Here is a 23,360-nt window from a genome sequence, read left to right on the forward strand (position 1 = left end):
CTACTTATAGTTTACCCTTCTGGGACTTGTATGAATAGTTGTTTTTCGAAAAAGTATAAATATGCTTCTTTTACCGGCTGGTTCCAGATTCGTTCAACCGCGGCCCGGTATAGGGATAGCTGGACTTTGTATCTTTTCCTTAGTTTTTCTTCTAAGGCAGATGTAACAGGTTCGGTAATTGTATCCGTCTTATAATCCAGGATGATCCAGCCATCATCTTTTGGAATAAGGCAATCGATTACCCCCTGAATGAGTACTTCTTCCTTTTTCTCCGGATCAAATTCCGAATAGACTTCTTCGGCCTTGAGCATGAGACTAAACGGAACCTCGCGATACACCCCCTCAATCTTCCTCATATATTCCGCTAAAGGAGTGCCGTAAAAATGTTCAATCGCAGCAATATCAATAACATCTGCCTCAGTTCGTGTCAGGATTTCCTTTTCCACAAGCCGCTCGACTTCTTCTGCAATCTCTGGGGCGGTAAGAACTCTATTCAATGGCAAATGCTGCATGACCGTATGCATTGCCGTTCCCTTTTCCGCAGAACTTAGTGTCTTCTCCTTCTGCAGGAAGTTCGGCCGCTTGATGATCGGCGGCTTATAATCGGAGATCAATTGATCCGCACCATATTCATCAAAAAGCTCGCGCTGACGTTTGATTTCCGTCACCGTCTGCTTCGCCCTCGTCATTGTCGCTTCCTTGTCCGGATAATTATAATTTAACCGCTCATTGACATACTCCCGAAGCGTCTCACTCTTCACGGGAACCGGCTCCCACGCTTCAATATGTTCTTTCAATTGCTCTTTCTCTATGCTTTCATCCGCATCCAAGTTCGTTAAATCGCGCGCATGGACAATGGTGATTTCCCACCGCGAATGATCTTTACGAATCTCCTGTCCTAATCCCACTGGTAGCTCCCTCGTCCTTAGGATTTCGTTCTGTTCATGACGGATGAGTGCAGGGCCAACCCAATCAAGATACGATTTCTTCTCTAGACGATAATGTTCCGGCAGCACCCAGTCCGGATGGTCAAGTATTTTATCCCAATTATCCAATTGTTTCTGTAGTTCCCTAACATAACCAGTCATGACGAGTTTTTCCTTTGCCCTTGTGAGCGCAACATAAAGAACACGCATTTCTTCAGCGAGCTGCTCTCTTAACTTCTTCATTTTAACAGCTTCATAGAAAAGGGTCGTATATGTCAGGCGTTTGACCGGATCAATGAACTTTGTTGCAAATCCATATGTCTTATCCAACAAATACTTTTCATTTAAATCGCGTAAATTAAATTGTTTATCCATCATGCCGACAATGACAATTGGAAACTCAAGACCTTTACTCTTATGGATTGTCATAATCCGAACCACATCTTCTTGTTCACTAAGCGCACGGGCAGCTCCTAAGTCTTTCCCTTCTTCCTCCATACGCTCAATAAAGCGCAGGAATCGGAATAGTCCACGGAAACTCGTTGATTCATAGCCTCGCGCCCGGTCATAGAGCGCACGTAAATTCGCTTGGCGCTGTCTTCCACCGGGCATGCCACCGACAAAGTCATAATAGCCGGTCTCACGGTAAATATCCCATATTAATTCCGATAACGCACCGTCTCTTGCCGCACGCCTAAATTCTTTTAAGCGTTCCAAAAATGGCGCAAGCTTTGCCGTCGTTTTGTTATCATTCGCTTTTACGTAGGTTCCAAGCGCTTCATAAAAGGATCCATTCCGGTTTGCCACCCTGATTTGAGTCAGTTCATCTTCATTTAACCCGAGAATAGGTGAACGGAGTACGGAAGCAAGCGGAATATCCTGGTGTGGATTATCAATTACTTTCAATAGACTGATCATCACTTTTATTTCGATCGCTTCAAAGTATCCTTCCGAAACATCAGCATAAACTGGTATGCCTTGCTGCTTTAATTCTTCGGCAATAACTGGAGCTTGTTTCATCCCTCGAAGTAAGATGACAATATCGCGGTATTGGGCAGGACGCTGGGCACCAGTTTCTTTATCGACGACTGAAAAGGCTTCTCCGTCTCGCCCGATCCACTTTTTAATCAGCTTGGCATAAGCTCTGCCTTCGATTTGCGCCTTTTCAAGATCGCGGAAATCTTCCGCTTCTTCCGTTTCACCCTCAAGAGGCTCCACTTCTTTATCTCCATCAATTAAAATAAGCTCCGCCTCAGGACGAGCAATCGGCACCTCATCATAGCTTTTATTCCCGTAAATCAATTCAGCTGCCGCGTCATATTCTATCTCACCTAAAGCTTCATCAATAACTTGCCGGAAAATATAATTCGTCGCGTTTAAAACTTCTTCCCTGCTACGGAAGTTACTCGCGAGATCAATCCGCTTTCCAGCACCTTCCTCCATACGGAAACGTTTATATTTCTCAAGGAATAGTCTTGGTTCGGCATGCCGGAAGCGGTAGACACTCTGTTTGACGTCCCCGACCATGAATGTATTGCCTGGATTTTCCTGTTTACTCACCATTTGGATAATCGTTTCCTGCACATGGTTCGTATCCTGATATTCATCAACAAGCACTTCTGTAAATTTAGCTTGCAAATCAAGAGCGACACGGGAGGGTATTAGTGTATCCGCATCTGCCTCCTCATCCAGTAACAGCTCCAGACAGTAATGTTCCAAGTCGGAAAAATCAACAAGTGCCTTTTCCTTCTTCGCCTTCGTAAATTCTGTCTTAAACTCTTTTACAAGTCCCGTCAGTTTTTTAATGACCGGATACATTTCCTGCATCTCCGCCACATGGCGTTCTAGGGGCCTGCTCAACCATTTTTTCTGGATCGTACTAAAACTGTCCCTATAGCTCTTTCGTAAAGCTTTCACAGCTTCTTTCTTCTCTTCGTTACAATCCATTTTCTTTGACGAAAGGCGGATAAATTTATAACTGTCCATCCATTCGACAAGTTCACTCCAGGAATCTATCCGTTCTTCTGCAGCATGTAAGCCTTCGAGGTCAGAAGTGATTGTATCGATATAAGCGTCGGGGCCATCACTTTCCCTCGCAATCGTCAGTGCCTGTTCCATTTGCTGCCGGATACCTGTCAATGTATTCTTTATTTCATATTTAAGGATTGGAAGAAAGTCTAAATCATCTTCCTCCCAATCTTCCGGAATATGATAGCTTTCCGCTAAATCATCAAGCCATTGTTCCGGCCAAGGATTCTGAATTGCGAAGGTGTATAACTTTAAAATCAATTCCTCAACATCGACGTCACTCCGGTCACTCGAAAAGCGATCGACTACTTGAAAGAATTCATCAACGGCACTCGCCTCGTCACCGTACCATTCCTCAAATAAATCATCGAGTACATCCTGTTTAATTAAATCCATCTCCATATCATCGCCAATTCGAAAGCCCGGATCAATATCTAATAGATAGGCATACTGCCGGATGACTTCGAGACAGAATGAATGAAGAGTAGAGATCGATGCGCGCTGGAGTAAGGATAACTGTTTCTTTAAGTGCACGGAATCCGGGTCCACTTCAAGCGCTCGCTCAAGAGCTGTTCCTACACGGTTACGCATTTCTTGTGCTGCTGCATTCGTAAAGGTTACGACTAGTAAGGAGTCGATATCAACCGGGTCCGCTTTGTCCAGCAGTTTTTGAATAATCCGTTCGACGAGCACTGCCGTTTTTCCAGACCCGGCTGCGGCTGCAACAAGGATATTCGTTCCTGCTGTATAAATCGCTTCTTCTTGTTCTTTTGTCCACTGTACCATTAATGCTCCTCCTCCCCTGCTATTTTCTCAAGCACTTCACTTTCTGACATGTGTTTCAGCCGGCGAAATTCATTCTCTTCCAAGCCTGTATCAAATTGACAGACAGAAAGGAATGGACAGAATTTACATGCTGTCATTTGCTGATCCTGATATGGATTGAGCTTGACTTGTCCGGTTGTAATTTCAATCCCGGCCTGCTCGATCAGTCCATGGATATATTGTTGCAAATCGTGGAATGTATCTTTCGTTGCCACTTTAGACTGTTTATAAAAGTTTCCCGTTTTCGTAAGCGCAATTGGCAGCATGTCGCTATGTCCAGTTTCAAGAGCTGTATCCATACTACGAACAGTTGTCTCATCCTGAAGCAACAGTCCTTTCATTTTAAACGCTTTGAACAATTCCTTTTCCAGCTTGCTTGCTTCCATATCTGGTTGTTCACTAATCATCGGATTATGAACATGGAAATAAAGAACACCAGCAGGACTCGCCTTCATTCCAAGCCACTCCTCCGCTTGGGACAAGACGACATCAAGGTATGCAAGCATCTGCAAGGCAAGACCGTAATAAACATTCAAGAGCTTCAAACCTTGGTCACTTGATTTATAATCAATAATCCGTAAATAAAGCTCGTCATTTATTTTCGCTTGGTCGACCCGGTCAATTTGGCCGCGAAGAATGAGTTCAAAGCCATTTGGCAACTGCATTACCATTGGCTTTAGAGGTGCATTCTCACCGAAAGCGACTTCTAATCCGACAGGTGAAAAATTACTTTTCCTTGCTTGTTCACTCAAGATAAACGTTGCTCTAGCAATTGTTTCCTGTAACTTCTGTTGAATATATTTATAACGATTCGAGCTATATAATATCTGATGCTGTAAAATAGGAGCAAGCTTACCAACAGCCCGGTGCGCATAGGCACTGGAATCTTCCTTCGACAATTCCCGGTAATCTCTGCCCTCTATTCGAATCCACTCGGTAATGACCTTGAGCGCTTCATGGAATAACTGACCAATATTTGGCGCATCCAGCTTATACCTTCTTCTCTCTTCCAAGTTTAAACTGTATCTTGCAAAATGTTGATAAGAACAGCGATAGTATGTTTCCAGTCTACTAACACTCGCCTTAACCTGTTTTGGATAAAGTTCTTTAATCGTATCTTCAGCTAGGTCAGTCGGCAAATTCCGGTAGTAGAGACTTTGCAAAATCATATAAGTCGTATCGTTTTTTGGCTCCTGTTCCATATACCAATTTAATACATGCCACCAGACATCTTCCACTGGATAGCCCCGGCGATAACGGGCAAGTTGCGCCGTTAAGGCTGCTCTTGTCTTGACCGGGTACGTAATAAATCGTTCAGCACGCACAAGGTCATCCGGATCTTGAAGCAGGGACCTTCCCTTCGTCTCAGGGAAAAGATCCTCTACTCGCTTGATGAGCTGGGACGGCATTTTCCCCTTCCCTTCCTCATCGCTTAATGTGTAACTAATATGCAGACGGTCCCTGGCAACGGTAAACGCAAGATACATAAAAAATTGATCATCAAGCAACTGGCGAACACTGCTTTCTGCCAAGCGGACACCATTTTGTTCAAGTAGTTCTCTTTCCCTTTCATTGATGAGCCCATCTCCTGCTGGTTTCATTGGCCAGACTCCATCATTGACCCCAAGCAAAAAAGCAACCTGAACGCGGCCAATCCGGGAGCGATCAATTGTCCCAACAATCACATGGTCCATACTCGGTGGTACATGGGCAAACTCAAGCGTCTCTAAACCTGCTTCCAGCGTCGTACGGAAGACATCAAGACTTAGTGACTCCTCGCCTGCCATTTCAACAAGCTCATCAAGGATTTTCAAGACACCATCCCACACTTGTTCCTGCTCCCGTGCTTTTTCAATTTCCCCTGCTGCGTCATCTGTTTCCCGCATTTGTTCCAATCGTTCAGGTGCCCGCACCTGTTCAAATAATTTGAATAGAACTTCACACTTTTCGCGGACGGTTTCCGCCTCCCGTATCGCCTCATCAAACCCTTGTAAAGAGTAGACAATTTGCCGGCGATAACGATTAATCCGCTTCTGTTTGTCGAGCTCCCGATCTGTTTGACCCGCTTCCTCAAACCCGCGGAAACGTTGAAAGATCCATTCTTCTTCAGCAAACCAGCGCTCCCTTGTACGGATTCCATACTCTAATACATAATTCTCCAGTTCATCAATCGCATCCGCCGTCAACGGATAATGCTTATCGGCAGGTGGAACAAAACCCGTTTTCAGCACCCGGAAGACGGCATCATAGCGCCAATTCCCTTCAATTACATCAAAAATGGAGCGGATAAATTCGATAAAAGGGTGGTTCAACATCGATTTCTTCTCATCAATAAAGACAGGAATACCATGATCTTCAAAAATTGTATCAATTAGATCATGATAAACATTTGCTTCCCGCATAAAGACAGCAAAATCACGATAACGGTAATCTTGTTCCCGAACGAGCCGAAGAATTTCCTGAGCGGCTCCTTCCACTTCCGCTCGTGGATGTACCGCCTCAGCAATTTGAATCGGAACTTCACCTTCATAAGTTGGAGCAGGTCTTGTGTCAAAATATTTTTCCATATGGAGAAAGTAAGGACGCTCCTTGAATCTGCCGTTCTCCGGGTAAAATTCCAGCTGCTCCTCAAGCGGAACATCATTCGCTTCTGCTAGTTGCACGAGCTGATGATAGGTTTCCTTCGTCTGATAAAACAGATCAAGCTCTGCTGGCTCTTCTCTCGTATCGTCCACCGTGAGCACGACAGTAACCGTCTTACATTTCTTCAATAAGGCTTCTACTACCGCAAGTTCATTTGGTGTAAATTGATGAAAACCATCCAAATAAATTTCTGCATCTTCCAGCAGACGGGATGTACCGATTTTTTCCGCAAGCAATTGGAGCTGGTCTTCGCTATCAATATAGTGAGGCGCCAGGCGCTCGGTTAAACGTTCATAAATATATAGCAAATCCCGCAATTTCATTTCCAGACTTACTTCATTTGGCTCCTTATGAACATATTTTTCTATTCCCGCAATTTCTTGCTGCAAGATTTCCGGGGTGACCTGGTATCGTTTAAATTCAGTTATCATCCGTTCGAGCTCTTGGAGAAATCCTTGTTTTTCCAATGCATTTTTAAAGGTATACCATTCCCCTTGTTTTTCTTCAATAATCTTCCGGAGCATCATTTGAATACCGATCGAGCTAATAAATTGTCTTGTCCCGCCGCCGACTTCTTGCAAGATGCGCCAGGCGAGTCGTGAGAAGCTAGCTACTTGTGCGCGGATGCTTCCGTCAATTCCTTCCGCGGTGAATAGGGCGCGTTCTTGTTGGAAGGTCATTTGGTCGGGGACGATATAAAATATTGGTTTGCCATGCGGGCTTTCCAACAGTTTTTCTTTAATTTCTTCAATGACAATTTGACTTTTATCTGTTCCGGAACGCCCAGTAATAAAGCGTATTCCCATAGGTATCCTCCTCTAATGATCAAAATCTATTTACAAATTGTTAAATGTACTTTGTCTAATCTCCCAAGGCCCGTAGCCCAAACCCTCTCGCTTTCCACGAACGAGTGATGAAGCTCCCGCTTGAATCTCAAGCTTTGGACTGCTCCCAGGAGATACTTTGAATAGGCTTTTTGAATTTAATTTTTTTATCGTCTATGCAACTAATAAAATTAATTGAAAACAAAATCAGACGTTTATTTACAATTTTTACTGGGAGCGAGTATAACACCCCAAAGGTTCCTGCAGGAAAAGAGGCAGCAATGAGACATCGCAAGGCGCCTCCGCCTCAGAAGGAGCTCATCAGCCGTCCGCAGAAAGCGTAGGTGTGTTGAGCCTCCCGAACCCGAGTATAAAGCAAAAGGCTTATATCTCTAGTTTACCAGAGATATAAGCCTGCTCCTATATTTTTAGTTTGTTCTTTTTGGATAGTTTTTCTCCATTACTTTGCGCTGTAATCGGCCTTCTAGGTATTTGCCAATGAACCAGAATAACCCCACTCCGATGAGTACAACGATTGTTTTCATCGGGTTTTTGGCAAATTCCATCATACTTGATCCGACGTAAGCGATAGAGAATATCATCACCGCTTTCCCGAGCAGCACAGCCAGAATAAACTGTTGTGCGCTAATCCTTGAAAAGCCTGCGACAATATTAATTATTGCAGATGGAGAAAATGGAAAACAAAGTAAAAGAAACAATGGTCCAAAGCCATGCCGTTCTACCCAGCTCGTCACCCGGGAGACTTGTTTGTTTTGCTTAATCTTTCGTTCCACCCATTCAGCATTTGATAACTTTCGCATGAGCAAGAAAACAAGAATCGCACCAACACAAGCACCGATCCATGAATAGAGAAAACCTTTCAATAAACCATAAGCAGCAGCATTCGCCAAGACAAATACCATAAGCGGTAAAAATGGCAAGAGCGCTTCAATAAAAGGCAATAAAATTCCCGGTAAAGGGCCTAATCCTTCATACTGGTTCAATAGTTGTTGAATAAATTCCTCAATTTCTTCATTTTGTAATTTCGTTCTCCAATTTTGAAATGTAATGGTCGTTGATAATAAGTACATGTAAGCCCATTCTCCTCAGCATAGATGAACACGTTTCTTATAGTTTAAATTATCTTTCAGAAATATCCTAGTTTAACATCACTAAATTTTGCCACTTTCTTTTTTCTCTTTTATTATAGTATTTTTTTCAAGTTTGTCGTATAATAAACTAAAGCAAACACATGTTCTCTTAAAGGAGGATGGCTCATGCGATTTATTACGGAAGAGGAATACGCAATCGCTTCCCGTTTCCTATTTCTTTCGATGGCAATTGTTGTAATGAGACAAGACATCCAGCATGTTGACGAAGGGCCGTTTAAAATTAAAGCGCCCTATCTGGAACTTTTGAAGAAAATGGAGTCTTTGGCGTTAGAAGAGCGAAGGGGATTAAAATTCAAGATGAAGAAACAAAATATAGAAGTCATTACGCTAAACAAAAATGATTCCTTCTCCTCTTTTCTGTTTCTTTGCCAAGGCAGAGAGGAAAAACGGAACTATTTCAATCCTTCCATCCGCAAAAAAGTGGAACTGATTATCAAAGAACATCTCATTCAAGCGCTTGAGACTGACTCTAATCGCGTTCATTCTTAAAAGTATTCGGCGCGTCAAATGGATTCGGGGTCTCGGCTATCATCCCTTTCCCCATATGGTGTAAACGGCTATTCAATCTATAACGGAACTGGGCTGTTCGGCGTACCTGATTGGTTAACGAACCGTAAGACACATCAAGGGTGATTGTTTTTCCATTGATAAAAAGTACTTCGGTGTCTCCTTCAGTTAATGGTATCACGTCATCAACATGGGAATGAGAGAGCCAAGAACACTTTGGGCTTGTCGGGGAGTATGTAGGCAGGAAATACATACCACTTGCGGGATCAATGGAAACAGGAACTTTATGGGTGAACCCGCTAATGACGCGGCTTCCTTCCTGCCTTCCCTTCAAACTGCTCCCGAAGAACATACAGGCTTCATCGATGAGTTTACTTGGGGATTTATCGCTAACGTACTCTGCCGACTCATCCAAGATATAACTGATGAGTCTGCCCTCTTTATCACGGCTCGCGATAATAGCCATTGTCAACGGACTGATTTCATGAGAAGAGGTAAATATTTTTGCATTCATTTAGAAACTTCCTTTCCATGAGAAAAAGAAAGTGGCTTGAACATATAATAACAAAGACCCATTAAAAAAGAAAGACATAAAACCAAATTTTTAGAAAAAAACCAACAAACTGATAAAAATGTTGTTAAATAATCAATTTTTAAAACAAAAAAAGACCTAGACATTCCACCTTCGTCAAGGTCTACTAACTCAAATCTCCCCAATCACTTTCATCCAACGTAAGTGTCTCGCTCGTTCACTAATTATCGCGTTCTAATCGCCGTTCAATTGCCCAGTGGACGGATGCGCATCCTAGAGCACAGCCGAAGCCTCCTCGGGCTACCGCTCTGCGGGGTCTTCGGACTCGTGCTATTCCCGCAGGAGTCACAGTCCATCGCGCAAATGAACTGTTAGAGAGTGTTATTATTAATGGAAAGTATCCCACCATGATAGGTGTCCTCTTACTAAAATGAAAAGTAGTGCTCCAAATTAGGCCTTTCCTCGGAGCAGTCCAGACACCTCGAGACTCCTGCGGGAGGATAGGCCTGGCGAGACCCCACAGCGCGATAGCGCGAGGAGGCTTGCCGGCCGCCCGCGGAAAGCGAGAGGTGTCTGGACTGCGGACCTCCAGGAGAAGGTTGGCTCACGCTGAATAAAAGAAATCAGCAGTTTATTGACTAGGAGTCTAGGATTTAATAAATCAAATTAATGAAATCTTCTTTGGAGATTTTCCCAAGATAATGTGAAACAGGGAAGTCTTCGAGTGCCGCTTCAATTGTTTTTCGGTCATGACGGAGACCAATTAATTTATTCTCCAAGTCTTTAATTTCCCCAATTCCGAAGAAGTCACCAAAAATCGTGCAATCCTCAATGATACCTTTTTTCACATTTAGACGAACGTCAACAAGGCCTGCAGGGAATTTGTGAGATTCCTGAATGTTGAATGACGGTGACTTACCATAGTTCCATTCCCACTTTTGATAACGGTTGCGGGAAATCTCATGGATTTTTTCCCAGTCTTCATCTGTCAGTACATATTGTGGAACGTCTTTGACATCATCGACGTTAAACACATGCTTCAAAATCATTTCTTTAAATTCTTCAATCGTCAGCTTGTCTTCTAAGTATTCATTAATATTTGCTACACGACTTCGAATTGATTTTATTCCTTTCGATTCTATTTTAATCTTGTTAACTTTCAACGCTTTCGTCAGTTCATCGATTTTCGAATTTAACATTAGTGTACCATGACTAAACATTCTACCTCTCGTAGAAAACATGGCGTTTCCGGAAATTTTTCTTCCTTCAACTGCAATATCGTTTCTACCTTGTAACTCAGCTGGTACCCCTCTTTCATTCAATGCATCAACAATCGGCTGGGTGAACTTCTGGAAGTTTTGGAAGCTCTCCCCGTCATCCTTCGTAATAAAGCTGAAATTCAAGTTCTCTTCATCGTGATACACTGCACCGCCACCGGATAATCGGCGAACAACTTTAATATTATTCGCTTCTACATAATCCGTGTTAATTTCTTCAATCGTGTTCTGGTTTCTTCCGATAATAATGGAAGGTCCATTCACATAAAAGAGCAAGTATGTATCCGTTTCTCCGAAGTTTTCCAAAATATATTCTTCAATGGCGAGGTTGATCATTGGATCGGTAATTCCTTTGTTATCAATAAATTTCATTGCCTGGCCTCCTCTTGATTATCTATATAAATATTCTAATGGAAACAAAATTCTAAAGCAATAAATAAAGCCAGGCTAACGTGTAGTATAACAACGTTTTCGCCGCATATTATATAATAGTCAAAAAAGTTTTTCAAAAATGTATTAAAACAGCGTTGACAAATCACACTCTGTTATATTACAATACATTCAACAGGTAATTAATTGACAAACAAACGAGGAGGAACCACGCATGCTAGGTTTAGTTGAGTTTTTCAAAAGTTTACCAAAGAAGAAGTGCAACAAATGCGGTCAGGATATTTATGAAAAAGCTGACTGCTATGGCAATATTTGTGATGAATGTGATCATCCTGCAAGATAGTCACGCGCTTCATTTGTTTTACAGAACCTATTCACTCTAGTTTAGTTTCCAACTGTATTACAACACCATATTTCTCCTTTTAAGACAGTTGTTCATAAGAACATCTGTCATTTTTTTCTTTCCCTTCTTTTGAAAGATTCTATCATTTTATTTTTATTTGTATTATAATCATTTAGAGTATCGAAATAAATAACTAAAAGGGGACTCGAAAATGACTGTTCATACAAATAGACGTGCCGAGCGCCGGGATGTACCAGAGGAACAAAAATGGAACCTAGCGGACTTGTTCCCAACCCCTCAAAACTGGAAGCTTGAGCTCAATAATTTGGAAAAAGAAACGGATCAGGTGGCTATCTTTAGGGGGAAAATAACAGAAAGTGCGACTACTCTGCTCCAAGCACTAAAAGCTCTTGAAAGCTACCGGGAAAAAGTTGTTCGTGTAGCTACCTATTCGAATTTAAAAGCGAGTGCAGACGGGTCTGACCCCGCCAATCAGCGGGACGTGGCGCTCACCAGCAGTGTATTAGCGAGGATTAATGCAAAACTTTCCTTTTTCCATTCGGAGTTGCTGGAATTAACGAGCGATAAGGTCCAGCACTTCCTAGCAAGTGAACCAAAACTAAAAAATTATGAAAAAATACTTTACGATGCATTAGAAGATAAACCCCATACCCTTGCACCCGAAGTGGAGGAAACACTGGCAGCACTCCATGAAGTCCATGGTTCCCCTCACCAGATTTATCAACGGGCAAAAACAGCGGACATGCAATTTGACCCGATCACCAATGCGGAAGGTGTCGAGCTGCCGATGTCTGAATCATTATATGAGGACCGTTATGAGTTCTCAGCCGATACAACAACGCGAAGGAATGCCTATAAGTCTTTTACGAAAACACTGGATAAATATAAAAATACGTTTGCTCACCTTTATGCAACAGAAGTCACAAAACAAGTGACAATGGCAAAGCTCCAAAAGTTCCCGTCTGTAACCGACATGCTGCTTGCACCTCAGCAGGTGACAAAAGAAATGTACCATAATCAGCTTGATATCATCGGAAAAGAATTAGCACCGCATATGCAGCGATACGCAAAGTTAAAGAAAGAGAAACTTGGTCTTCGGGAATTACATTATTGTGATTTAAAAGCTCCACTCGATCCTTCACTCAATCCAAAAACGACTTATGAAGAAGCTACGGATATTATTCTTGACGCGCTATCAATCATGGGTCCGGAATATCATGAAATTATGAAGAAATCTATTTATGATGGGTGGGTTGACCGGGCGGACAATATTGGAAAGGCAAACGGAGCTTTCTGTTCGAGTCCGTATGGAGTACACCCGTATATTTTGATTACATGGACAGATACGATGCGAGGTGCATTCGTACTCGCTCATGAGATGGGCCATGCCGGACATTTCTACCTTGCCGGGAAAAATCAATCCTTCATGAATACACGCCCGTCAACCTATTTTGTTGAGGCTCCATCGACATTAAACGAATTGCTGCTAGCGGAACGTCTTCTGCAGGAAACAGAAGATGTCCGGATGAAGCGCTGGGTCATTACCCAATTACTCGGTACATATCACCATAACTTCATCACCCATTTACTTGAAGGCGAATTACAACGTCGAGTCTATGATTTAGCGGAAAATGGTGTGCCACTCACAGCTGATGTGTTAACGGAGCAGAAACTCGATGTGATCAAGAATTTCTGGGGTGATAGTATTACGGTCGATGAGCGGGTCGGATTAACATGGATGAGGCAGCAGCATTACTATATGGGACTCTATCCGTATACGTATTCTGCTGGAGTCACAGTATCAACAGCTGTTGCTCAGATGATTAAAGAAGAAGGACGCCCTGCTATAAATCGCTGGTTAGACGTATTAAAAGCTGGCGGCACGAAGAAACCACTTGATTTGATTAAACTAGCAGGAGTCGACATGTCCAAGCCGGACGCGATTAAAGTGGCGGTCGATTATGTCGGTTCATTAGTTGATGAGCTAATCAGAAGTTACGAAAATGAATAAATAGAAAAATCGCCTGAAATCAAATGATAAGATTTCAGGCGATTTTTAGTGACTGTAATTTTTCTCTACGGAATCTGTGTAATTCGTAACTTCCGCACCTTCCTGTTCAATTCCTTTATTATGGAAAAGAGCAAGCAGACGATCTTGCGTTGCTTGCGATGTAATAATACAGTAATGACTGAAGGATTTTGTCTTAATTCTCAATTCGTACTGATCATTCACTTCTTTATCATATCCGTAAAATTTATGATTTACATCAATTTTAACAAGTTTATACGATTTGATATTCTTCCAACTTATAAATCGTGCCCCGCAAAGGATACCATCATTTACAACTGCAAATTTCAAAAAAATACAAAGAAAGAAAAACACCGAATCGAAACTGACTGGTGTTTTCCCTCATCAATTATTCTTCAAAAATTGTAAAGCTTCTAATGCGGCTTTCTTTCCATTTGCTACACAATCGGGAATACCTGCGCCGTCGTAAGAGCTACCGATGATTTGGATACCGGGTAGTTGGGTCGAAAGTTCGTCGCGGATACGTTGAATGAACTTACGATGACCGACTTGATATTGCGGACGGGCATCCTTCCAGCGTGTAACGACTGTAAACTGAGGATCTGCCTTAATCGTCATTACTTTCTTCAATTCATCCAATACAAGTTCCGTTAGTACCTCATCGCTTAGCTTCATGAATGCTTGTTTTTCTGGACTTCCGACATAGACACGGAGTAATACTTTATTTTCCGGTGTTGTTGATGGCCATTTCTTATTCGTCCACGTACAAGCTGTAATTTCAATATCTCCTTCACGAGCTACTTGAAACCCGGTCCCATCAAGATCATTTTCAATTGCATCCCCATCAAATGCCATCACTACATTTGCCGTTGAGACAGCAGGAATCTGCTTCAGTTCCTGTAAAAAAGGATGATCGCAGAAAAGATTCGGAACGGCCGAATGCTCTGTTGCAAGGATAACAGCTTCTGCAGCAAGCTTCTCTCCTGATTCCAGGTAAATTTCATAGCCGGAGTTTGTCTTTACAATCTGTTCAGCCGCCACTCCTGTGCTGACGGTATCTTCAGCTAATTTCTCATGCAACTGGTGAATTAATGTTTCCAGACCGTCTTTAAAGGAGAAAAATATTCCGGATGAACGTTTTTCCTTCGTGACAGGTTGATTAGGCATATGTTCCTGTAATCCCTTCATGACACTTCCGTATTTCTGTTCCAGTTCGTAAAATAGCGGATAGATTGCCATCAAGCTCATCGCATCAATATCACCAGAGTGGATCCCAGCAAGCATCGGAGCAATTAAACGGTTCACCGCTTCATCACCAAATCTTCGGCGCATAAATAAACCGAGGGACTGGTCTTCCACCGGCTCGCCCTTTGGAATCTCAAGCTCCTCTAGCGCTCGCTTCTTCCCTGCTTCTGTAAAGATTTCCGTGTCTACAATTGCCTTTTCTTCTTTTGGTACTCCCATAAACGTCCCTGCTGGCATTTGATGCAGCTTTCCGTCTACGAGAATAAAAGACGAGCCTGTCTCGTTAAAAATCATCTCATCTTCTAACCCAAGCTCCTTCGTCAGTTCAACAATGGCTGGTTTTCTAGAGAGCAAGGAATCTGGTCCTTGTTCGATTGTAAAACCATCCCGCTTCATCGTCTTTATCTTACCACCAAGACGCTCACTTGCTTCGATCAACTTCAGGTTAATCGGTTCTTGCTTACGCTTGCTTTCTTGCTGTAAGTAAAAGGCGGCGGATAAACCTGTTATACCGCCGCCGATAATTACAATATTACGCATGTGCGTCACGCTTTTCCGTTTTTAAAACAACATCTGCCAATGTTTCGATGAATAACGGAGCCACGTTTGGCATTTCTGGACGATAATAGTTCGCACCGACTTCATCACAGACAACTTTACATTCGTAATCATTGTCATATAAAACTTCCAAATGATCGGCAACAAATCCGACCGGAGCATAAATAAAGGAACGGTAACCTTTTTCATTGTATAAATCACGAGTTAAATCTTGAACATCAGGACCGAGCCATGGGTCAGGCGTGTTCCCTTCGCTCTGCCAACCTACTTCATAATTTTTAATTCCGGTAGCTTCAGAAATAAGCTTCGCGGTTTCTGCCAGCTGTTCCGGGTACGGGTCACCGGCTTGGATAATTTTCTCCGGTAAGCTATGAGCTGAAACTATCAGCACTGTTTTTTCTTGTTCCTCTTTCGGTAGCTCGTCATAAATAGCTTTAATACCGTCTGCCCAGAATTTGATATAGCCTGGTTCGTTATACCAATCGACGACAGAAGTGAGCGTTATACCATGTTTATCTGCTTCTTCTTTTGCCCGTTCGTTATATGATTTAATGCTGAATGTAGAATAATGTGGAGCTAATACGATGGAAACAGCTTCCTTAATTCCATCCTGCGCCATTTTCTCTACCGCTTCTTCAATAAATGGCGTAATATGTTTGAGACCGATATATACTTTATATTCCACTACATCTTGTACTTCATTTAACTTAGCACCTAGACTATTCGCTTGGTCTTCTGTAATTTTCGCAAGCGGGGATACACCGCCAATTGCATCATAGCGTTCCTTCAAATCTTGAAGTGCTTCCGGCTCAGGTTTTCTGCCGTGTCTGATATGTGTGTAATAAGGTTCAATATCCTCTTCTTTAGTTGGAGTTCCATATGCCATTACTAATAAGCCTTTTATTTTTTTCGCCATTTTTCAACACCTCATCTTTAATATTCATTGCGTCCTGCTATTTTTAAGAACGCTTGCTATATTCATGAACTAAATTTGTCAGCTTTTTCAATGTTTCCGGCTTAATTTCCGGTGTCACACCGTGGCCGAGATTAAAGACATGCTTCCCTTGCTCTATGCCTTCATCTAAGATATTCTTTGTGCGTTTTTCGATATTTTCCCATTCGGTTAAGAGCATAACGGGATCAAGATTACCTTGCAATACTTTCGTTACTCCCATATTCCTTGCTTCTGTGATCGATGTTCTCCAGTCTAACCCGATTACGTCTACTGGAAGATCGTTCCACTCAAGCAGGAGGTGACGGGCACCTACACCGAAAATAATGAGCGGGACGTCAAGCTTCCGTAACTCACTGCAAATTCTTGTCATTACCGGTTTAATGAACACACGGTAATCTGGAGCATTCAGTGATCCTACCCAAGAATCAAATAGCTGGATTGCTCGGGCTCCCGCTTCCACCTGGGCTTCAACGTATGTAATAATCATGTCTGCCAATTTGTCCATCAATAGGAACCATGTTTCCGGTTCAAGGTACATGAGTTTTTTGGTTTCGTGATAGCTTTTTGATGGGCCGCCTTCAATCATATAGCTTGCCAATGTGAAAGGCGCTCCGCTAAAGCCAATAAGCGGGACTTCCAGCTGTTCCTCTGTCAGGATACGAATTGTATCCAAAATATAAGGAATGTCCGCGTTTGGATTAATCGTTCCAAGCGCTTCTACATCTTGAAAGCTGCGGATTGGATTATCGACGACTGGGCCGATGCCTGCCTTGATTTCTACATCAATCCCCATTGCCGGTAGTGGCGTCATAATATCTTTGTATAGAATTGCTGCATCCACATTATAATTTTCTACTGGGAGTCTTGTAACATATGCACTCAACTCAGGCTGATGTGTGATTTCAAACAGGGAATACTTTTTCTTAATCTCCCGATATTCCGGTTGAGATCTTCCTGCCTGGCGCATGAACCAAGCAGGTGTGTAGCTTGTTTCTTTACCGCGATACGCTTGTAAAATTGTGTCATTCATCTTTTTCGTCATTTATTTCATCCTTTTGTCATTATCACTTTCGCCATCTTAAACTATAACGATTCTTAATAAGCCTGTATAGGTTTTCGACTTGAATGTCACTAATTTGTCTAAAACGTTAGTTCAAAATAACTGTTTCCGATCTTTCGCTTTCAAGCTTTGTGAATGGGTCATAGGTGACGACATAATATTTTTTATGCTTAAACAATGCATGTTCTATCATATATTCACTTTCCCCTTCCACTTCTCCGATTCTTCTGTCGATGCCATCCCTTTCTTCATAAATCCGGTAGATTGCTCGCTCATCATCTAAAGGGTCCCAACTGATTTTTCCTTGCACTAAAGAGATACCGCCCCATACATAATTTGCTTGAACGTTGGTTACCGGGGCAATCCGGACTGGTTCCGCGAGTGCTTCCACCGTATCCGGTTTTTCAAATTTCTCAGCTAATGGGTGTAGTTTGTCGATTTCTGTCAATATATCTTGAATAAACCGAGCCGGATAAATACTTCCACCTGTTAAATAGTGTTCTGCATCGGACTCGTCATAACCAGTCCAAGCAGCCATTACGTATTCAGGAGTATAGCCGACAAACCATGCATCCTTCACTTCGTTTTCCACAAGTGGATGTTGTGTCGTTCCTGTCTTTCCGGCGAGTGCTTTCGAATAGGTTCGAGCTGCTTCCGGCATGGATTCTACTGCTTTTCGAAGCATTTCTGTCATGTCCCAAGCGACTTGTGGCGTAAATACTTCCTTTTCTTCTGACTTATTTTTATAAATGCGTGTATCGTTATAATCATAGATTTCTTCAATTGTATAAGCTTTAATGAAATTCCCATCTTTTGCAAACGTTCGATATGCTTCGACGAGATTAAGGGGTGTAACTCCTTCATAAAGCCCACCAAGCGCAATCGCTAAGTCTTCATCCTCAATATCCATGTCCAACTTTTCTAAATAGCTTTTCGCATAGGGAATACCAATGCGATCTAGCAACCAAACGGCTGGAACGTTTTTTGAAGTTACGAGACTGTCATACATACTCACTACCTTTTGATACGTATCGTCGACATTGGCAACAGGATAATTTCCATTCACAGCTTTTTCATCCGGCAGCAGCGAATACGGTGTAAATGTTTCCTCTTGCATCAGTGCAGGACCATAGACTGCTAACGGCTTAAACGTCGAACCCGGTTGCCGATTGACCGTAACACGATTTAAATCGCCGAAAGTATAATCCCTGCCACCAATTGCGGCAATAATTTTCCCTGTATCCTGGTCCATCATAACAAATGCCCCTTCTGCACCAGAGGTATTTCCAGGGAAATAATCATCTTTGGTAAACATTTCGTAAGCAGTTTGCTGAACGTCATCTTCCATTCCGACGATAATCCGGTAACCTCCCCTTCTCAATTGTTCGATAGGCAGCTGACTCTTTTCCTGCGCTTCTTTTATGACTAAGTCAAGATAACTATCGATCCACGGGGTATTAGCTGCTTCTTCCAATTGTAAACCAAGCGCTTTCCCTTGTTCCGTTTGTTTTGTCTCTATCGAAATCATCCCAGCATGCTCCATCGCGGCAAGGACGATATTCCTTCGCTCCAAAGCTTTTTCCGGATGGTTTATTGGGGAGTAACCGTTTGGAGCCTTAGCCATTCCAGCAAGCAGTGCCCCTTCTCCAATTGATAATTCGCTCGCATGTTTCGAGAAATAAAAGTTTGCTGCTTTCTCAATGCCATAGATTCCGTGACCGAAGTAAATTTCATTGAGATAAAGTTCTAAGATTTCTTCTTTAGACAGCTTTCTTTCCAAGTAAATAGCCGCTGCCGCTTCTTTCGCTTTACGGGTCCAGGTTTTATCATTATATAAAAACAAGTTCTTTACGAGCTGCTGCGTAATTGTACTCGCACCCTCTACTTTGCTCATCGCGATGATATCCCTATACACAGCCCGCGTAACCGACTTGATATCAATACCGGCATGTTCATAAAACCGTCTGTCTTCAATCGCAATATAAGCATCTTGTACATGTTTAGGTATTTCATCCAGCGGAATATAATCACGATTTTCCTGATAGAGTTCCGCAATGACTTCTCCATCAGCGGTTTCAATCGTTGTCGTCTGGGCAAGGATGAGCGCATCCTCATCGACAATCTGACTACCGAAGTAGATAATCATAGCATAACCAGCTAAAGCCAAACCTATAATGGAAACAAGCGTAATGATTATCCATTTCAGTTTTCGATTCATCTTCCTTTGATTCGGTTTCACCATTATTCCACCTCTACCTCTGCATTATACGACAATCTTCTACAGGGATAAAGTGAAACTTCACTCAGTGGGGGTTTCCTTACTCCCCGACTGAATGTTAGTTGAACAGAATCAGGGATTTACGGGCTGTTTATCCCCTACTTTCACATGCTAGGCTTCCCTCATGTTTAGATGTGGGGATATTACAGACCGTTAATACGTGATAAAGTTTGAATAAGTTGTTTGGAAACTTCTGTCGTTGCGTACAGCGTTCGGTTTTAGGGTAGAATAGGAGTTAAGAGGAATATAGAAAGGGGAATAAAATTGAATGCATACATGACAAACGGTACGATTGACTTCTTGCTGCAAATGGAAAAAAAACATGAAGAATTAGATCTAAAACTCATGGAAAATAATGCGGGTGGGCTTCTCTATTATGAACATCCGACAAAAGAAATTTTTCAATCTGGCCGGAAATATGAGATCCTGGAAGCAACAGGGGAGATACAACAAAGAGGTTATGTCGTCATGAATAATATCCCTGTGGCTGAAGAAAGCAGAGCTTTATTCGAAGACCGTTTCAAGCGGCGGAAACATTCCGTCGAAGCAATGCCAGGATTTCAAGCATTCCGGGTATTACGCCCCTATAAAGGAACAACATATGTCATTTTAACCCAATGGTCCTCAAAAAAGGATTTTGAATACTGGAAGGCATCTGGCGAGTTCCAAGAAGCACATGAATTAGACCAAGTGAAGCCATCTTCCTATCTTTTCAAAAACACCTATTTAGCAACCTATGATATGTATGTAGAGGAAGAGGAAGAATAAAAACAGCGTACCAAATGGTATCCTTCCACGGAGCAGTTCAGACACCTGGACCGCGGACCTCGAGACCTAAGTTGGCCTTACACTGAATGAAAGCAGTTTAAAAAGGTTACCCGCTTGTATTAAAGTGGATAACCTTTTTTGTTTATTCACCAGCCAAGACGAATTCATTAAAGAATTGCTCGTATTGTTCTTCAGGGTACTGGCCTTCGAGGCGAGCTACTTCTTTACCATCCTCATAATAAACGAGAGTAGGTGTGGAGCGAATGCCAAATGTTTCCTTTTCTTCATTAAACTCAAGTAAGTTCAGCTTCTTCATATCTACATCCATCTCTTCTGTTAATGGAACGAGATAAGGTGTTGTCTGCTGACAGTATACACAGGTCGGGCTGTAAAAATAAACAGTAGTTGGTTCCCCACTCTCCACCTGCTCAATCAAATCATCCGGTAAAATTTGATTACCGTATAATGGATCTCCTAATTGGTCGATTGTCGCTTGATCTAAATCATTGGTTCCATATGGATTATCTCCTTCAAGCGCTTTGTTGTTTTTATAACTGAGCGCAAAGAATAACGCTATAAATAGTACCACAACCACGGAGACAATTATTGTGACTTTCTTACCCATTCGAATCAGTTCCTCCTTATTTCTTTAAGCAAAAGTAGATGGAAAACAAAGATGACAATAAATGCTACACCAGCCATAAATGGAATCGTGATGAAACCGAAGTAATTCACATAGATTGCATTACATGGTACGGCACCACTACATGATCCTCCCATTTCATGAAAGGCCGGAACTTTTTGAAGTAAGTAATGATACGTGGAGACAAACATCCCAATCCCGCTTAATATCAATCCTGACAATGTCATTTTTACATCTTTTTTCCATAGTGCCAATCCATAGATGATGACTAACGGGTACATTAAAATCCGTTGATACCAGCATAGCTCGCAAGGGATATAACCCATTACTTCAGAATAAAACAAGCTTCCGGTAGTTGCTACAAAGGCTTGTACCCAAATAATCAGCAAAAGATTTTCTGCCTTTTTCGTCAATGAATGCATAAGTTTGGGTCCTTTCTGACTCTTTTCCTTTATCGCGTATTAACGGTCTCTAATACCCCCCACTTCTAATATGAAGGTGAAGGATATACAGTTCGTAAATCCCTGATTCTGTTCAACCAACATTCAGTGGGGGAGGTAAGGATACCTCCACTGAATGAAGTTTCACTTTAACATTATACGAATAGAAAAATGATAATACAATTTCTACGCCTCGGAATTTATGACTATTTCGTGGCGTTAGAGCAATTGATTGCGGTGGACATAGACCGCAGCCTGTGTCCGGTCCTTTACTTCAAGTTTAGAAAGGATATTACTTACATGGGTTTTCACCGTTTTAATTCCGATGAATAGGTGTTCACTTATCTCCTGGTTCGTCATCCCGTTTCCAATGCAAAGAAGTACTTCCAGTTCCCGCTCCGTCAATTCATCATGCAGTTTCTTCTCCGACTGGCGAAAGTTTGAGAGCATTTTCCCGGCTATTTTCGGTTCAATCACATTTTCCCCTTTTACCGCTTTTAATATTGCTTGCACAATCTCTGTTGCGGAAGCCGTTTTAAGTAAATAACTGAATGCTCCTGCCTCCAGTGCCGGAAAGATTTGTTCATCATCATAAAAACTTGTTAAAATAATTACCCTGCAGCTTGGCAGCACTTCTGAAATCTTTTGTGTCGCTTCAACACCATCCCCGTCCTCCATCATTAGATCCATTAAAACGACATCCGGCTTTTCCTTTTCAATAATCGCAATGCTTGCATTCCCGCTACTTGCTTCACCGACGACTTCTATCTCGGGCTCTGTTGTCAAATAAGCGATAATACCCTTCCGTACGACGTCATGGTCATCGACAACGACTACTCGGACCATATTACTCCCCCTTTAAAATGGTATTCTTATATCGATATATGTTCCTTCATCCGGGTTCGAACGAAGCTGAAAAGTTCCACCGAGCTCTTCACTACGCTCCCGCATCGTCTTCAACCCGTAAGATGTCTTCTTATCTCTATTCGTTGATACATCGAAACCCTTCCCATTATCGCGAATATGGATAAATAATTCATGACGCAAATTTCTGATATTTACCTGAACAATTGTAGCGTTTGCGTGACGTAAAATATTGGAGAAAGCCTCTTGAATAATTCGAAAAACATGTTCTTCCTTTGTGTCTGATAAGACAAGATCATCTTCTACTTCCACCCGGAAATCGATTGGGCTTCTCATTTGCAATTCTTCCACTAATTTTTTAATCCCTTCATGTAAAGGCTCACCTGATAAATACACGGGTCTCAGATGCAAAAGTAGTGCCCGCATCTCCGTTTGCGCTTGCAGTGCCATTGCAGCAACTTCCTTCATTTGCTTCTTTGCTACCTCTGGTCTTGCTTCTATTTGCTTTACAGCTGCTTCCGACATCATCGTGAGCGCGAATAATTGCTGACTCACCGCATCGTGGAGATCCCGCGCAAGTCGCTGCCTCTCCTCTATTACTGCTGATTTATGAGCAGATTTTGCAAGTTCTGAGTTCTCATCCGCCATCCGCTGCAATGATTTCACCTGATCTTGCAACTTTTTCCCTAATTCATTCAATTCATTACCTATTCTAGTGACCTCGTCATTTTCCTCAAAGTGAACACTTGATTGGTAATTGCCATTCGCAAATTGTGTAATTAGAACGGAAAGAGTATCCAGCCTCGTTTTAAAATTCCCGCTTGACCTGAAGCCTGTATAGACAGCAATAATTAATCCGATAAAAACATACAACCCGGTAAAGAGGAAGATCGCTAACGGATTGAGCCAGCCGGGTTCAAATAGAACATAGAGCGATAGCAGGATTGCAAGGAGTGTCACAGTAGATAGGAGAAGTCCTGACAAATGGGAATGGATAAAAATATAACGGATGCTTGAAAATCTCTTCTTCAA

18 protein-coding genes are annotated in these 23,360 nt (G+C 42.2%); 4 read left to right on the top strand and 14 right to left on the bottom strand.

Features of this window, described 5'->3' with window-relative positions:
• Window positions 1-11: 11 nt before the first annotated feature.
• The 3 genes from addA to WKU33_RS11560 all read right to left on the bottom strand — a co-directional run bounded on the left by addA (window position 12) and on the right by WKU33_RS11560 (window position 8,337).
• The gene (gene addA / locus WKU33_RS11550) at window positions 12-3,740 is read right to left on the bottom strand and encodes a helicase-exonuclease AddAB subunit AddA (RefSeq protein ID WP_340454663.1); all 3,729 of its coding nucleotides are present in this window, start codon (window positions 3,738-3,740) and stop codon (window positions 12-14) included.
• Window positions 3,740-7,228 (bottom strand): helicase-exonuclease AddAB subunit AddB, encoded by a 3,489-nt coding sequence (gene addB, locus WKU33_RS11555; protein WP_340454665.1) that lies wholly within the window; start codon window positions 7,226-7,228, stop codon window positions 3,740-3,742. Before addB ends, addA begins: the two co-directional genes overlap by 1 nt.
• A 446-nt stretch (window positions 7,229-7,674) precedes the next feature.
• Window positions 7,675-8,337 carry a TVP38/TMEM64 family protein gene (locus WKU33_RS11560; protein WP_156854610.1) on the bottom strand — a complete coding sequence of 221 codons (663 nt, stop codon included), beginning with the start codon at window positions 8,335-8,337 and terminating at the stop codon, window positions 7,675-7,677.
• A gap of 186 nt (window positions 8,338-8,523) precedes the next feature.
• Here WKU33_RS11560 and WKU33_RS11565 point away from each other — a divergent pair, with 186 nt between their 5' ends.
• Window positions 8,524-8,907: a hypothetical protein gene (locus WKU33_RS11565; RefSeq protein ID WP_156854611.1), complete on the top strand. Its 384-nt coding sequence runs from the start codon at window positions 8,524-8,526 to the stop codon at window positions 8,905-8,907.
• Here WKU33_RS11565 and WKU33_RS11570 read toward each other — a convergent pair.
• On the bottom strand, window positions 8,888-9,439 hold the full coding sequence (locus WKU33_RS11570) for a competence protein ComK (RefSeq protein WP_188857781.1): 552 nt from the start codon (window positions 9,437-9,439) through the stop codon (window positions 8,888-8,890). The two genes, WKU33_RS11565 and WKU33_RS11570, sit on opposite strands and share 20 nt — an antisense overlap.
• 671 nt (window positions 9,440-10,110) lie before the next feature.
• The gene (locus WKU33_RS11575; RefSeq protein ID WP_340454669.1) at window positions 10,111-11,106 is read right to left on the bottom strand and encodes a lipoate--protein ligase; all 996 of its coding nucleotides are present in this window, start codon (window positions 11,104-11,106) and stop codon (window positions 10,111-10,113) included.
• Between the two features lie 232 nt (window positions 11,107-11,338).
• Between WKU33_RS11575 and yhfH the strand changes: the two genes are divergently transcribed.
• Both yhfH and pepF read left to right on the top strand, forming a co-directional pair.
• Window positions 11,339-11,467, top strand: coding sequence for a protein YhfH (gene yhfH, locus WKU33_RS11580; RefSeq protein ID WP_156854614.1), 129 nt, complete (start codon window positions 11,339-11,341; stop codon window positions 11,465-11,467).
• A 211-nt stretch (window positions 11,468-11,678) separates the two neighbouring features.
• Complete coding sequence (gene pepF, locus WKU33_RS11585) at window positions 11,679-13,499, top strand: oligoendopeptidase F (RefSeq protein WP_340454671.1); 1,821 nt, start codon at window positions 11,679-11,681, stop codon at window positions 13,497-13,499.
• A gap of 45 nt (window positions 13,500-13,544) precedes the next feature.
• Here the strand turns inward: pepF and WKU33_RS11590 are convergent, their stop codons facing one another.
• The 5 genes from WKU33_RS11590 to WKU33_RS11610 all read right to left on the bottom strand — a co-directional run bounded on the left by WKU33_RS11590 (window position 13,545) and on the right by WKU33_RS11610 (window position 19,577).
• Window positions 13,545-13,847: a hypothetical protein gene (locus WKU33_RS11590; protein WP_156854616.1), complete on the bottom strand. Its 303-nt coding sequence runs from the start codon at window positions 13,845-13,847 to the stop codon at window positions 13,545-13,547.
• 54 nt (window positions 13,848-13,901) lie between these two features.
• Entirely contained in the window at window positions 13,902-15,302 is a 1,401-nt protein-coding gene (gene hemY, locus WKU33_RS11595; protein ID WP_340454674.1) for a protoporphyrinogen oxidase, read from the bottom strand.
• Window positions 15,295-16,236, bottom strand: coding sequence for a ferrochelatase (gene hemH / locus WKU33_RS11600; RefSeq protein ID WP_340454676.1), 942 nt, complete (start codon window positions 16,234-16,236; stop codon window positions 15,295-15,297). The genes hemY and hemH overlap by 8 nt, the downstream gene beginning before the upstream one ends.
• Window positions 16,237-16,279: 43 nt before the next feature.
• Window positions 16,280-17,317, bottom strand: a complete 1,038-nt coding sequence (gene hemE, locus WKU33_RS11605) for a uroporphyrinogen decarboxylase (RefSeq protein ID WP_340454677.1) — start codon at window positions 17,315-17,317, stop codon at window positions 16,280-16,282.
• Window positions 17,318-17,423: 106 nt separating this feature from the next.
• A complete protein-coding gene (locus tag WKU33_RS11610; RefSeq protein ID WP_340454679.1) occupies window positions 17,424-19,577 on the bottom strand; it encodes a transglycosylase domain-containing protein in 2,154 nt (717 codons plus the stop codon).
• Window positions 19,578-19,889: 312 nt separating this feature from the next.
• Here WKU33_RS11610 and WKU33_RS11615 point away from each other — a divergent pair, with 312 nt between their 5' ends.
• Window positions 19,890-20,381, top strand: coding sequence for an antibiotic biosynthesis monooxygenase family protein (locus tag WKU33_RS11615; protein ID WP_340454681.1), 492 nt, complete (start codon window positions 19,890-19,892; stop codon window positions 20,379-20,381).
• 142 nt (window positions 20,382-20,523) lie between these two features.
• Here WKU33_RS11615 and WKU33_RS11620 read toward each other — a convergent pair whose 3' ends face one another.
• From WKU33_RS11620 to WKU33_RS11635, 4 genes are all read right to left on the bottom strand, one after another.
• Window positions 20,524-21,006, bottom strand: a complete 483-nt coding sequence (locus WKU33_RS11620; protein ID WP_340454683.1) for a thioredoxin family protein — start codon at window positions 21,004-21,006, stop codon at window positions 20,524-20,526.
• A 5-nt stretch (window positions 21,007-21,011) separates the two neighbouring features.
• The gene (locus WKU33_RS11625; RefSeq protein ID WP_340454685.1) at window positions 21,012-21,446 is read right to left on the bottom strand and encodes a disulfide oxidoreductase; all 435 of its coding nucleotides are present in this window, start codon (window positions 21,444-21,446) and stop codon (window positions 21,012-21,014) included.
• A 237-nt stretch (window positions 21,447-21,683) separates the two neighbouring features.
• Window positions 21,684-22,310: a response regulator gene (locus WKU33_RS11630; protein ID WP_156854629.1), complete on the bottom strand. Its 627-nt coding sequence runs from the start codon at window positions 22,308-22,310 to the stop codon at window positions 21,684-21,686.
• Between the two features lie 12 nt (window positions 22,311-22,322).
• Window positions 22,323-23,360: a sensor histidine kinase gene (locus tag WKU33_RS11635; RefSeq protein WP_340454686.1), complete on the bottom strand. Its 1,038-nt coding sequence runs from the start codon at window positions 23,358-23,360 to the stop codon at window positions 22,323-22,325.

It is taken from the genome of Oceanobacillus sp. HCA-5259 (assembly GCF_037892815.1).
Taxonomy (GTDB): Bacteria; Bacillota; Bacilli; order Bacillales; family Amphibacillaceae; genus Oceanobacillus; species Oceanobacillus indicireducens.

What these genes read in the sequence shown, in the direction of transcription:
- WKU33_RS11575 (WP_340454669.1), bottom strand. Translation starts at nt 11,106, where the DNA reads ATGAAATTTATTGATAACAAAGGAATTACCGATCCAATGATCAACCTC.
- WKU33_RS11625 (WP_340454685.1), bottom strand. Translation starts at nt 21,446, where the DNA reads ATGCATTCATTGACGAAAAAGGCAGAAAATCTTTTGCTGATTATTTGG.
- WKU33_RS11630 (WP_156854629.1), bottom strand. Translation starts at nt 22,310, where the DNA reads ATGGTCCGAGTAGTCGTTGTCGATGACCATGACGTCGTACGGAAGGGT.
- addB (WP_340454665.1), bottom strand. Translation starts at nt 7,228, where the DNA reads ATGGGAATACGCTTTATTACTGGGCGTTCCGGAACAGATAAAAGTCAA.
- WKU33_RS11565 (WP_156854611.1), top strand. Translation starts at nt 8,524, where the DNA reads ATGCGATTTATTACGGAAGAGGAATACGCAATCGCTTCCCGTTTCCTA.
- WKU33_RS11570 (WP_188857781.1), bottom strand. Translation starts at nt 9,439, where the DNA reads ATGAATGCAAAAATATTTACCTCTTCTCATGAAATCAGTCCGTTGACA.
- WKU33_RS11610 (WP_340454679.1), bottom strand. Translation starts at nt 19,577, where the DNA reads ATGGTGAAACCGAATCAAAGGAAGATGAATCGAAAACTGAAATGGATA.
- hemH (WP_340454676.1), bottom strand. Translation starts at nt 16,236, where the DNA reads ATGGCGAAAAAAATAAAAGGCTTATTAGTAATGGCATATGGAACTCCA.
- WKU33_RS11620 (WP_340454683.1), bottom strand. Translation starts at nt 21,006, where the DNA reads ATGGGTAAGAAAGTCACAATAATTGTCTCCGTGGTTGTGGTACTATTT.
- pepF (WP_340454671.1), top strand. Translation starts at nt 11,679, where the DNA reads ATGACTGTTCATACAAATAGACGTGCCGAGCGCCGGGATGTACCAGAG.
- hemE (WP_340454677.1), bottom strand. Translation starts at nt 17,317, where the DNA reads ATGACGAAAAAGATGAATGACACAATTTTACAAGCGTATCGCGGTAAA.
- hemY (WP_340454674.1), bottom strand. Translation starts at nt 15,302, where the DNA reads ATGCGTAATATTGTAATTATCGGCGGCGGTATAACAGGTTTATCCGCC.
- addA (WP_340454663.1), bottom strand. Translation starts at nt 3,740, where the DNA reads ATGGTACAGTGGACAAAAGAACAAGAAGAAGCGATTTATACAGCAGGA.
- WKU33_RS11615 (WP_340454681.1), top strand. Translation starts at nt 19,890, where the DNA reads ATGACAAACGGTACGATTGACTTCTTGCTGCAAATGGAAAAAAAACAT.
- yhfH (WP_156854614.1), top strand. Translation starts at nt 11,339, where the DNA reads ATGCTAGGTTTAGTTGAGTTTTTCAAAAGTTTACCAAAGAAGAAGTGC.
- WKU33_RS11560 (WP_156854610.1), bottom strand. Translation starts at nt 8,337, where the DNA reads ATGTACTTATTATCAACGACCATTACATTTCAAAATTGGAGAACGAAA.